Origin of the sequence: Methanospirillum sp. (genome assembly GCF_035406105.1) — an archaeon.
Lineage (GTDB): Archaea > Halobacteriota > Methanomicrobia > Methanomicrobiales > Methanospirillaceae > Methanospirillum.
This window is the reverse complement of sequence record NZ_DAONKG010000050.1, coordinates 1-12,762: the sequence shown is the minus strand read 5'-3', so window position 1 is coordinate 12,762 and position 12,762 is coordinate 1. Positions and strand designations below refer to the sequence as shown.

Here is a 12,762-nt window from a genome sequence, read left to right as displayed (position 1 = left end):
TTCAAGCACGATTGATATTGGTTCAGACTCCGGCGGGGATGTGATCTCAAATCTTGAAGGCGGTGATACGATCAGTCCATCTGATCTCTCCACCTACAGTTCATCTGAAGATGCGCCCTACATGTATGGTCAGGAGGAAGACTCGGGCGGGGAAGAACAGTTTGAACTGAGTCAGATGAAAGGAGGTAGCGATGATGATCTTATCGCGTCACTGAAGGCTGATATCGAAGACCTGAAGAAAAAGGATGATGATGTACTGCTTCGGGATTTGAAGGATGTGCATGTGACAGCCGAGGAACTTGCTGAAGAGCTTCAGGAGATTATGTCCATCATCAACCGAAGAATAAAAAGAAGATAAATACCACGAAAAGAGATCAGAAAGGGGAGTATGGCAGAGGTTCCGGCAAAACTGGAAAAAGGCGGGTCATGGGTGACCTCACGAATTGATATCGGAAATGACGGTATCGCTCTGAAAGATCCATGGAATGTCACAGTAAGTTACCGGAGTATCGTTGATCTTCAGAAACGCGGGCAGATGATAACGCTCATTGTCACGATGCCTGATAAGACCGAGCGCCCGTATAAGATAGCATCGGTTGAGAAAGTCCTCTCAATTCTTACCAAGAAGATCATCATGGCCTGTAATGCGTACAGGATCATGGCCCATTTCATGTCTCCGGCCATCCGGGGCGGCGTTCTGGTGACAGATGCAAAATGGGAAAAGGGGGCTATTGCAGTATTGAAGACCGGGATATGGTTTGTAAGTCAGGAGAAGCAGATCAGCGTCCCACTGAAGGAAGTGGCAAGTCTTGAACTAACCAAACGGGAACTGCAGAAAAAGAAGCTTGATGTGATCAAGATTGATCATCTGGAAGGCGGTGAGGTTGTCACCAGTTTCATTCTCTGTCCACTCTCAACCTTACAGGTTCTCTACAACTTCCTTCGGGATGCAACCAAAGATATGGACATGAAAGGATCTGAACTGGATCAGCTCGATGCCCAGACCGCTCAGGTTGCCATGCTGATTTATAGCGGAATGGATACGAAATCCATAGAAAACATGTTAAATCTCTCACCCGAAGAATTAAATGCAATATACGAAACTCTTTTAAAGTTAAAACTTGTGGATGTTGTAATGGTCAGAAAAGAGGTACAGCTGACTCCAAAGGGTGTCAGGTATATCACCGATGCTCTCAAGCCCCCCTCATAAGACCAGATATTCCACAATCCTTTTACCAGTAAAAATCGTTTAATTCATAGGAGGAACCGTTCACCCATGGGACGAATCCTGATTGTCGATGATACATTGTTTATGCGGACTTTGCTCAAGAACATTCTCAGCTCCGGGGGACACGAAATTGTCGGCGAAGCTGAAGATGGGGATGTTGGCGTTACCAAATACAAAGAACTGAAACCTGACCTTGTGACGATGGATGTCGTCATGCCAAAGATGAATGGGATTGAGGCACTCAAAGCCATAAAGGCACTTGATGCAAATGCAAAAGTGATCATGTGCACTGCAGTCGGTCAGGAACAAATGGTAAAACTGGCAATCAAGAGTGGAGCAAGGGGATATATTGTAAAGCCGTTCCAGGCTCCAAAGGTTCTGGAAGAAATAGGAAATGTCCTTGGTGCTTAACATATGATCAGGGTTCTCGTCATCGACGATTCACTCTTCATCAGAACTGTTGTACAGGACATGCTGTCTGATGATCCGGATATTCAGATCGTCGGTGTTGCCTCTGACGGCCTTGAAGCGCTCGATAAAATCAGGGAACTAAAGCCTGATCTCATTACGCTGGACATTGAGATGCCCAGGCTTGACGGGTTGTCGATGCTTGAGCGGAAAAAAGAGATCGAACGTTTTCCCAAAACGCTTGTTCTCAGTTCTCTCACGTCAGAAGGGGCAGAAATGACAAAGCGGGCTATTGCTCTTGGTGCCGATGATTTCATGCTCAAGCCACGGGGAATAAAGAATATCCGCGAGATTGGCGGCGAGCTGAAACATAAGATAAAAAATATCTGCACAATTGCATATGTCACTGAAAAACCTGCATTAAAGGATAGTAATGCAAGGAATGTTGTCCTGATAGGATCTTCCGCCGGTGGACCCCCGATGCTTGATACCATCGTATCCAAACTTCCTTCTGACCTGAATGCAGCAGTCATTATCACCCAGCATATGCCAAAAGGTGGATTTACAGCAGCTCTGGCAGCGCGTCTGAACCGAATCTCGCCACTTCAGATACGTGAGACTGAGAACGGGGATATTTTGAAGAACGGCACAGTTCTCGTTTCCAAAGCCGGTTTTCATACCGTAATCTCATCCGTTCTTGACAAAGGAGGCAGCCAGAGTGGGAAGATCATCCTGACCGACTCTCCGCCGGTTCATAATGTAAAACCAGCAGTAGACAAGACATTCATCTCTGCAGCTCAGGTGTTTGGCAACCATTGCGTCACTGCTATTCTGTCGGGAATGGGCAACGATGGTGGTGAAGGGACCGAGGCAGTAAAGAAAGCCGGAGGTGTCACTATTGTATGCAGGGAAGAAGATTGTCTGGTATATGGGATGGCGCGTTCAGCATTGTCCCGGAACTGTGTCGATCATGTGCTTGCATTGCAGGCCATTCCTGAAAAGATAATTGAAACGATCAGGACTATGAACGGGTGAATTATGTCTGATCTTGATGCATACCGGAGTCTATATGTTGCCGAATCACGTGAAAACCTTGAGGGTATCGTCAGCAATCTTCTGATCCTGGAAAAAGGTACTGATTCTCATGCGATAGACGAGATCTTCCGGTCTGCGCATTCCCTGAAGGGTATGTCTGCATCCATGGGTTTTTTGCACATGGAAGAGATCTGTCATGCCCTTGAGGATGTCTTCTCACAGATTCGGAGCGGGAAGCTTGAGGTCACTCAGTCACTGGTCGATGATCTGTTGGGTGGCGCAGACGATATCGAGCTTATGATCGATGATATTGAGGCTGGCGGCGACGGTACCCTGGAACACAAGGATCAGCGGGTCAAATCCTTGAAACGCTGGCTGGCAGCAGGGGAAGATGCACCAGTGGTTGCAAAACCACTTGCCCCTGCTCCGGTTGCACCTGAGTCTGCCTCATCAGAACCGCCAGGCGATATGTATGAAGGCCCGGCATACGATCAGGATTTCGGGTCAGGATATCAGACGTATTCACTCATCTTTTCTCTTGCTGATAATGTTGATAACAAGAACCTTCGTGGGATGCTCATCCTTCAAAACCTCGAATCTATTGGAGAAATCATAACCTGCTCTCCGGACCGTGCCGTGATTGAGGATGATGAGAATTTTTCCGGTGATGTGACTCTCGAGTTTCGGACAAATGCCGGAATTGGTGCAATAGAAACCATCCTTGGTGTTTCGGATATCAAATCAAGGATTATTACCGAACGGATAATCCCTGCCGGAACACTTTCTCTTCAGCCAAAAACCCCTGAACCTGCATCCCCTCAGCCTTCGGTCTCCAAAGAAGCAGGTCTCCGGTATGAAATCCATGTAGAAATCTCTCCTTCTGTTGACTCCCGAAATCTCCGTTCAATGCTCCTTCTACAAAACCTTGAGGGTCTCGGTACAATTATTCAGATCTCTCCAAAGCGGGAGATCATTGAGGATAGTGAGACATTTAACGGTGTCATGGATATTCTCCTCTTGACATCAGAGCCAGTGGAGAAGATCTATGCCCTCCTGAAGGGTTCAGATATCAAATCACATACGGTCAGGATGGAAGAGCCAAAAGGAGCATCACTGTCAGGAACCGATCAGGAAACCCCTGAAGGTGTCCCGTTTGCAGGTCTTCGTACACCGTCCGTTGATAAAGCAGAGAAGAAACGTGAAGTCAAGAACATCAGAGTAGATATCGATCGTCTTGACCACATGATGAATCTGGTTGAGGATTTGGTCATAAACCGTGGAAGACTTGAGCAGATTGCCCAGCAGTATAAAATTAAGGAACTGGATGAGACGCTCAACATGGTAGGCAGGTCTGTATCTGATCTTCAGGTCATGATGATGGATATACGGATGATACCATTGAATCACATTTTTAACCGGTTTCCCCGTACTGTCCGTGATATTGCCGCCAAGGAAGGAAAGGAGGTTGACTTTGTGGTTGAGGGTGGTGATACGGAGCTTGACCGGTCAGTTATGGACGGTCTGAACGATCCGCTTCTCCATCTTATCAGGAACGCTCTTGACCATGGGATTGAGCCCCCTGATGTCAGAATAGCAAATGGCAAAAACCCCAAGGGCAGGCTGAAACTCTCTGCTTCCAGAGACAAGGATAATGTGGTGATTGTCATTGAAGATGACGGCGGCGGTGTGAATGTTGAGAAGATCAAGAAGAAAGCACTTGAGCGCGGTCTGATAACCGAAGAAATCGCGGCATCCATGAGTGACCAGGATGCATATGATCTCCTCTTCCAGCCCGGTTTCTCAACGGCAGACAAGATTACCGATATTAGTGGTCGTGGTGTGGGGCTTGATGTTGTCAGAACCACTATCGCTTCATTGCAGGGAACAATAAAACTGGAGTCCGTGCCTGGTCAGGGCAGCAGATTTGAACTGGTTCTGCCGCCGACCATGGCGATTGTAATGGTGATGATGATCCGGATCAATGGCAAACGGTGTGCCATACCCATCACCAATGTTGCCGAGGTTGCAAGTCTTGCAGCATTCCCCATACAGAATATCGGAAACGGGGAAGGACTTCTGATGCGGGATGAGATCATCGTTCTGTATCGGCTCGATGATATGTTTGGCCGGTCAAAATCCGAAGAAGTCATCGTCGTTCTCCAGAATGGAAGCCGAAAAGGGGCTATTATCGCAGATCTGATAGAAGGACAGCAGGAAGTGGTCATAAAACCGCTCTCAAAATTTGTCGGAGCATGTGAAGGAGTCAGCGGGGTTACCATTCCCGGAGATGGTGAAGTGGTTCCGGTCCTTGATGTAAAGGCAATACTACGTGAGGGAGGACAGAAATCAACTCGAAAAACCGGCGGGAGAAGGGTGAAAAAGATGATAAAAAATGTGGTAACTGACGGAGATCTGGTTATCAGCGAACAACAGGCAGATGAACTTCGGGAACTGGGAAATATCGGTGCTGCCCATGCAGCAACAACGCTATCTACTATATTGAGCACCATGATTCAGATCAGGGTTCCCGAAATTATCCTGGTCAATCTTGCAAATCTGCGAAATTATCTGGATGATGTAATGGCGGCACTGGCGGTATTTCAAATCCAGGGTCAGATAAAAGGGGAAGGATACCTTATTCTCCATATTCCAGAGGATTCTATCATCAGGCTTACCAATATCATGATTGGGACGACCGAACTGAACCGGGAGATTGATGATATGGATCGAAGTGCCATCAACGAGATCGGGAACATCATGACCTCATCGTTCCTTGATGCATGCGCAACCCTTCTTGGTATCATCATGATCCCGTCTCCACCATCGATGGTCATTGATATGCCCCATGCTGCCCTTGAGTCCATTATTGCAGCCCAGGAGATTGAAGAGAATGTTGATGAGGTGGTGCTGTTTCGAACTGAACTGACCTGTGCAACGCATGAGATAAAGGCGAATATCATCCTGCTTCCAAGCCGATCCCTGCTTGCTGAAATATTTGCCCGAATGGAGAACGTCATAGCTACATCAGGCTGAATTGAATGAGCGAGACGGCTACCGGCAATGACCCGCGTGAGGTCATCATTATCGGGATTGGTGAATGGAGTACCGGAGATTCTGTCATGACATCAATTGGTCTTGGCTCCTGCATTGGCCTGGTTATCCATGATGAGACCAAAAAGATCGGGGGTCTGGCCCATGTCATGCTCCCAAAATCCACCGGAAAACCCAATGAGCGGGCTGGAAAGTATGCTGATACTGCGGTTGAAGTATTGGTTAAGGAACTGGTGCAGAAAGGGAGCAAGGTTGGCAACCTAAAAGCCAAGCTTGCCGGGGGTGCCTCGATGTTTCAGAACTTTTCCGGAAACCTCAATATTGGTAAAAGGAATGCGGAGGCCCTCAAGGCAATCCTGAAAGAGTTTTCCATCCCAATTGTCCGTGAGGATCTTGGTGGAACGATTGGACGGACAGTAACATATTATCCAAAAGAGAACGGCCGGTTAGTGATTCGGCAGGCTGATGGCACAACACGGGAAATTTAAATATTCATGCTCCTGCCGCAGAATCTTCTATTATTTTTTCCAGCATTTTCACAATATCAAGCAGAACCGGCGGGTTTGGAAGCATAAAAATATTCAGGCTCAGTTCGTGTTCGTCACAGATTAATTCGGTCTTGAAAAAGACGACATTATCATAGAGGATATTACTCTCCTTTATCACCAGATCGAAGACATTTTTTGGAAGATCAAATATGGTTCTGGGTGGTGATGGGAGCATGATGATCCCAAGCAGTTCTGCAGTTCCATCAAGAAACGCGGACACCATGATATTACCGATCTCATTGATAGCGCTCTCGTCCATTTCATTTAACGGTCGGTCTGGTTCGGTGGGCAGACCAAGCATGATGCTCGTCATCTGGATGACCGATTCCTGAGGAACATGGAGGATCACATAGCCGGCTTTTGCCATCTGGCCTTCCATCGTAAAGACGACCATAGCAGACATGTTCTGCTCTATCTGCTGGTTAATCTCATGCAGGTCAACGATGCTGATTTCAGGAACATTCAGCATGATAGGTGTATTCAGCATCGTCGACAGGGTCGTTGCCGCATGTGATGCACCAATATTTCCAAGTTCCCTGAGTGCATCTTTTTGATTATCGTTCAGTTCTACCCGGAAATCATTAATTGATTTATCTTTCATGGTTATTGTCAGAGGTGCTGTACCGGTCTGGGGAATTATTTCCTCTGCCTGGTTTTGTTTGTTTTCAACAGGTCCATCATCCGGAATCTCATCTTTATACTGCATCAGGATGCTCATTACCGGATCATCAACAGACATCTGGGGAGTGGGCGCTGGTGTTTGTGGTTTCTCTTCGGCCCTCTTACTTTCCTGTGATGGAGTCTCATCCTGTTCAGAGGAGTACTGGGCAAGGATGGACATGACAATATCTGCTTCAGACTGCGGTTTTTGCGGTTCATTTTCCTTCTGAGCAGACACTTCCTTTGTTGAAACCGACTCCTCTTCATACAGGTCCTCATCATGGAGTGAAGAGACCTGTTTGTGTGCTTTGGACTCGGGCTCTCCGTGGACTTTTTCTTTCGCTATCTGTTTTGGCTGTGCCTCAGCGTTTTGACATCGCTCAAGGTGTTCTTTTGCTACCGGATCAGCGGGATAAATCGCAAGGGCTTCTTCAAATGCCTGGCAGGCAAGTGAATACTCTCCAAGTTCCTCGTAGCATAGTCCGATTTTTAAAAAAGGTTCAATAAAGTCAGGATGAATCGTGCTCGCAGATTCAAAATACTGGATTGCAGCATAGTAATTTTTCTGGTCCATCAGAAGATTGCCCCATTGCATGTACTTGATGTAGATCTCCTCTTCAGGTCTGGACCGGTATTTTGGACGGTATTGGTCCGTTTTTTGTCCAGGCCGCATGAGAAGGGTCAGATTCTTGCGGGCAACCGGGTTTTCAGGGTCGATATCGAGTGCTGTAGTAAAGCATTTTCTTGCATGGGAGAATCTTCCCATCCGGACGTAGGTATACCCGAGATTAATTATCGCCGCAACGTTGTCTGGATCCTGAGTAAAAGCTTTTCTGAATAAAAATGATGCCTGATCATAGTCTTTTCTCTCAAGGGCAGATTCACCCATGCGGAGCAGATTTTTGACCTCGCGACGTAATGCGGCATCCATAATAATCAATGAATATATACCCCGTAAAAATTACCGGGCATTTTGGCTGATAGTAGAATTTTCTGTGTATAGATTATATACATTGCTCAAAGGCACTTTCTGATAGTATTTACATGACAAATACTGCTGCGGCAAGGACGGTAGTCCATTTCCCATCAGGATCACCTTTTTCTGACGTGCAGATATGAGATGTCTTGATGATCTTTCCACTTGCCTTGTATATCTGTTCGCGTTCCTGCCATGCGGTATCAGGATCAAATTCAATACCCAGAGTCGTCGCAAGCATGGTCGCTGCAAGATCCTCTGCATATTCTCCAGCCTGGATCTGGGTTTCACCATACGAATGATGTTCTGAAAGATAACCGTAATGGTTCTTCTCTTCAGGGACTGCAAGCCCGATAGCTGCACTTATGAGACGGTTTGGCTCATTTGTGTCGTTTCTTGCCATGACTGTGTAGACGATCTCACCAGGTTTAAGCATGCTGAGTCCTTCTTCACGGGATATCTCAATACAGTTGGGAGGATATATGCTCGAGACATTGACAATGTTAAACATCTCAATCCCTGCTGATCGGAGTGCGGCCTCAAAGGATGCAAGCCGATCTTTATGCACTCCAACCCCTCCGGTAAAGAAGACTCTCCGCGGAACCATCATCAGATATTCATAAGCTCTCTTTGGGCATAAAAAAATCCGTCAGCATATGGTAAAAAAACCAGTGAATATTCTACTGCCTTAAAAATATCAGATGACTGCCAGGCAGGAATTGATATGGTCAGATGCTCTGTTCCGATCGCACACTTATAATCTCATCAGGCTAACACATATGGGATATTCACCATGAAGGCAGTGCTCGGACTCGAGAATGGACGATATTTCATCGGAGAGGGCTTTGGAGTTGAGGGTGAAACACGAGGGGAACTTGTGTTTACAACCCAGATGACCGGATACATGGAAGCTCTCACTGATCCGAGTTATCATGGCCAGATACTTCTTTTTACCTATCCGTTAATTGGAAATTATGGTGTTGATGCAGAAAACTTTCAAAGCAAGCAGGTGTGGGCAGGGGGGTGTGTTATCCATGAACTCTGCCGCAAACCCGCGCAATCACCTCCTCTCCACTCTTTTTTTGAAGAACAAGGTCTTTTTGGAATATCCGGAATTGATACCCGCCATCTGACCATCAGTATCCGTGAGCAGGGGACGGTTCGGGCAGCACTGCTGACAGGGAGTGATGACTGGCAGGCTGCGGTTGAGATGGCACAAAAAACGCCGGATATCAGCACCCAGTCCCTCATTCCGGATGTCAGTTGCAAAAAACCCTGGCATCATCCAGGAAACGGGCCACGGGTTGCGGTTCTGGATCTTGGTATAAAGAACAATATGCTGAAATCACTTGCACAGCGGGGCGGTGATCTGTATGTTTTTCCTCATGATGCACGACCGGACGAGATTTTGGCCTGTCGCCCCGATGGACTGTTTATTAGTAATGGCCCCGGGGATCCAAAGCAGGCACAAAAAACCATAGCAACCGTTCGTGAACTGATTGGCGAACTGCCACTATTTGGTATCTGCATGGGGAATCAGATATGTGGTCTTGCTCTTGGTGCAGACTGCATGAAGATGAAGTTTGGTCACCGGGGAGCAAACCAGCCGGTCAGGCATTGTGATGGAGCAATCTCAATTACGTCACAAAATCATGGGTTTGTCGTTGATGGGGAGAGTCTTCCGGAGGGGTGCAAAATTACCTTTGTCAACTGCAATGACGGCTCACTTGAAGGGTTTGAGGATCCGTCGTTGGATATCTCCTGTGTTCAGTTTCATCCTGAAGCGCATGCCGGGCCGCATGATACAGAAGAATTTTATTTTGATACCATGTTCCGGAGGATGGTCTGATGCCACGTGATCCATCCATTAAAAAGGTCCTTCTTATCGGTTCAGGACCGATCCAGATAGGACAGGCGGCGGAATTTGACTTTTCCGGTTCACAGGCATGTCGTGCCCTTCGTGAGGAGGGGGTCTCGGTTGTGCTGGTAAATTCCAATCCGGCTACCATCCAGACGGATCCTGATATGGCCGATGTGACCTATGTTGAACCGCTACAAGCAGACATTATCGCTAAAATTATCAAAAAAGAGAAACCTGATGGCATTCTCTCCGGAATGGGTGGCCAAACCGGTCTGAATCTTACGGCAGAGCTTGCGGAGATGGGCGCTCTTGAGGGTGTGAAGATCCTTGGAACCCCCCTTCAGGCCATTTATGAAGGAGAAGATCGGGAAAAATTCCGTGACCTTATGAACCGGATTGGTGAACCGGTTCCCCGCTCTGTTATTGTCAGCTCCATAGATCAGCTCGATCATGCAGCGTCTGTTGTCGGGTTTCCGGCCATCATCCGGCCCGCCTATACCCTTGGGGGTGCAGGAGGGGGAATAGCATATAATCCAGATGATCTTCGGCGTATTGTGGAACTGGGGCTTGGAAAATCCCGTATTCATCAGGTGCTCATTGAAGAGAGTGTTGCCGGATGGAAGGAGATCGAGTTTGAGGTCATGCGGGATGCCAACGATACCTGCATCACCATCTGCGGGATGGAAAATGTTGACCCGATGGGCATCCATACCGGTGAGAGTGTCGTCGTGGCACCAATTCTTACCCTGCGTGATGACGAATACCATCTCCTGAGAAATGCAGCCCTTAAGATTATTCGTGCACTTGATGTCCAGGGAGGGTGCAACATCCAGTTTGCATTCAGGGGAGATACCGAGTACCGGGTTATCGAGGTCAATCCCCGGGTTTCCCGGTCATCTGCCCTGGCATCAAAGGCAACCGGATACCCAATCGCACGGGTGGCTGCAAAGATTGCAATCGGACTTCGTCTTGATGAGATATTGAATACCGTGACTGGGAAAACACCAGCATCCTTTGAACCCTCGATTGACTATGTTGTGGTGAAGGTCCCCCGGTGGCCCTTTGACAAGTTCAAGACCGCAGACCGGACCCTGACGACGGCGATGAAGAGTACTGGTGAGGTGATGGCGATCGGCCGGTGCGTCGAAGAGGCATTTTTAAAAGCCCTTCGCTCACTTGATACCGATGTCGAGCACCATAGTGTGCTTTCAGAACTACGGATGATTCTGTCACGGCCGACAGATGAACGGTTTGGTGCCCTGTTTGATGCCATGCGTCAGGGTATGACCCTGGAAGAGATCGCGGAGATCACCAGGATAACCCCGTTCTGGCTTGAAAAGATTCAGAATATTGTTGAGATGGAGCGTGCTCTTGCGAATAATCCTGATGATGCAACCATTCAGAAAGCGAAGCAGTTAGGATTTTCAGATTCAGAAATTGCACATCACACCGGAAAAGAGATATCTTTCATCGAATCAAAGACAGGTCTTCCGGTATACAAGATGGTTGATACCTGTGCTGCAGAATTTCCTGCCCAGACACCGTATTTTTACTCGACATATGGTGATAAGGTCTGCGAAATCACCCATTCAGATCGAAAGAAAGTCATGATCCTGGGTTCAGGGCCGATCCGTATCGGACAGGGAATTGAGTTTGACTACTGCACCGTACATGCCGTCAGTGCACTCAGAGAAGACGGGTATGAGGTTCATGTGGTGAACAACAACCCGGAAACGGTCTCAACGGATTTTGATACCTCTGACCGGCTCTTCTTTGAACCGATGACCCTTGAGGATGTATCGCATATTCTTCAAAAAGATGATTATTATGGGGTTATGGTTCAGTTCGGAGGACAGAACGCAGTAAATCTTGCGGTCCCGCTTAAGAATGAGATCGAACGGTTACGCCTCAAGACCCGGATTCTCGGAACCACTCCTGATGCAATGGATATGGCAGAGGATCGTGATCGGTTTAGTGTATTACTGGATTCTCTCAACATTCCAACGCCGCCGAATGGATCAGCATACAGTGAGCAGGAGGCATATGCAACAGCAGAACGGATTGGATATCCGGTCCTCGTTCGCCCCTCCTATGTTCTGGGAGGGAGAGCGATGGAGATTGTCCATGATGATACGGAACTTGCAACGTACATGCGTGAAGCGGTCCGTGTCTCAAAGAGTCATCCGGTTCTCATTGACCGGTTCCTGCAGAATGCGATCGAGCTTGATGTGGATGCAGTCTGTGATGGCTCTGATGTTATCATCGGTGGTATTATGGAGCACATTGAGACTGCCGGTGTTCACTCTGGTGATTCTGCATGTGTGATTCCGCCACAATCACTCTCTTTGCAAATTCTGGCTGATGTGCGTGATTATACCAGAAAGATTGCCCTTGGTCTTGGGGTAGTCGGCCTCGTGAATATTCAGTTTGCAGTGCAGGGAACGACAGTCTATGTGCTCGAGGCAAATCCCCGTGCCAGTCGTACCGTTCCTTTTGTGGCAAAAGCCGTTGGTATTCCTCTTGCAAAAATTGCTGCGCGTGTTATGATGGGCGCCAGACTTGCAGATATGCCCTACAAGGAAGCCGAGATCCCGCATGTTGCCGTCAAGGAGGTCTTGTTGCCTTTCAATAAGCTTCCCGGTGTTGATACCGTACTTGGACCGGAGATGAAATCCACCGGCGAAGTTATGGGAATTGATTACGATTTTGGCCGGGCATATTATAAGGCAAGTATTGCAGCTCATAACCGGCTCCCAAAATCAGGAAATGTCTTTATATCTGTTACTGATGACCTGAAGGATCAGATTCTCCCTGTTGCAAAGATATTTGTTGAGAACGGGCTTTCAATTTACGCAACTGCCGGGACGGTGGATTATTTCGCTGAACATGGCATTACCGCAAACCTTGTCAGAAAAATTGCAGAAGGCTCTCCCAATGTCCTTGATATGCTGAGAGCAGGCGAGATAAGTCTTATTATCAATAACTTTGCTGACAA

The 12,762-nt window shown here is 47.6% G+C and carries 10 protein-coding genes; 8 read left to right on the top strand and 2 right to left on the bottom strand.

Annotated elements, in window-relative coordinates; all coding sequences use genetic code 11:
• The 6 genes from PLA23_RS04655 to PLA23_RS04630 all read left to right on the top strand — a co-directional run.
• Nucleotides 1-358, top strand: a 358-nt coding sequence (locus PLA23_RS04655) for a hypothetical protein (RefSeq protein WP_324474191.1), incomplete at its 5' end; no start/stop codon positions are given.
• A 30-nt stretch (nucleotides 359-388) separates the two neighbouring features.
• Complete coding sequence (locus tag PLA23_RS04650; protein ID WP_324329503.1) at nucleotides 389-1,210, top strand: DUF8579 domain-containing protein; 822 nt, start codon at nucleotides 389-391, stop codon at nucleotides 1,208-1,210.
• Between the two features lie 66 nt (nucleotides 1,211-1,276).
• Nucleotides 1,277-1,639 carry a response regulator gene (locus PLA23_RS04645; protein ID WP_324329499.1) on the top strand — a complete coding sequence of 121 codons (363 nt, stop codon included), beginning with the start codon at nucleotides 1,277-1,279 and terminating at the stop codon, nucleotides 1,637-1,639.
• A 3-nt stretch (nucleotides 1,640-1,642) separates the two neighbouring features.
• The gene (gene cheB / locus PLA23_RS04640; protein ID WP_324329498.1) at nucleotides 1,643-2,671 is read left to right on the top strand and encodes a chemotaxis-specific protein-glutamate methyltransferase CheB; all 1,029 of its coding nucleotides are present in this window, start codon (nucleotides 1,643-1,645) and stop codon (nucleotides 2,669-2,671) included.
• 3 nt (nucleotides 2,672-2,674) lie between these two features.
• A complete protein-coding gene (locus PLA23_RS04635) occupies nucleotides 2,675-5,704 on the top strand; it encodes an ATP-binding protein (protein WP_324474189.1) in 3,030 nt (1,009 codons plus the stop codon).
• Nucleotides 5,705-5,709: 5 nt separating this feature from the next.
• On the top strand, nucleotides 5,710-6,210 hold the full coding sequence (locus tag PLA23_RS04630) for a chemotaxis protein CheD (protein ID WP_324329495.1): 501 nt from the start codon (nucleotides 5,710-5,712) through the stop codon (nucleotides 6,208-6,210).
• Nucleotides 6,211-6,214: 4 nt separating this feature from the next.
• On the opposite strand, the gene PLA23_RS04625 is transcribed toward PLA23_RS04630, so the two are convergent.
• Entirely contained in the window at nucleotides 6,215-7,861 is a 1,647-nt protein-coding gene (locus PLA23_RS04625; RefSeq protein WP_324329493.1) for a tetratricopeptide repeat protein, read from the bottom strand.
• A 109-nt stretch (nucleotides 7,862-7,970) separates the two neighbouring features.
• Nucleotides 7,971-8,516 (bottom strand): pyruvoyl-dependent arginine decarboxylase, encoded by a 546-nt coding sequence (locus PLA23_RS04620; RefSeq protein WP_324329491.1) that lies wholly within the window; start codon nucleotides 8,514-8,516, stop codon nucleotides 7,971-7,973.
• A 183-nt stretch (nucleotides 8,517-8,699) separates the two neighbouring features.
• Here PLA23_RS04620 and carA point away from each other — a divergent pair, with 183 nt between their 5' ends.
• Nucleotides 8,700-9,755, top strand: coding sequence for a glutamine-hydrolyzing carbamoyl-phosphate synthase small subunit (carA, locus tag PLA23_RS04615; RefSeq protein ID WP_324474187.1), 1,056 nt, complete (start codon nucleotides 8,700-8,702; stop codon nucleotides 9,753-9,755).
• A partial coding sequence (carB, locus tag PLA23_RS04610) for a carbamoyl-phosphate synthase large subunit (protein ID WP_324474185.1) occupies nucleotides 9,755-12,762 on the top strand: 3,008 nt, incomplete at its 3' end. The genes carA and carB, both read left to right, overlap by 1 nt.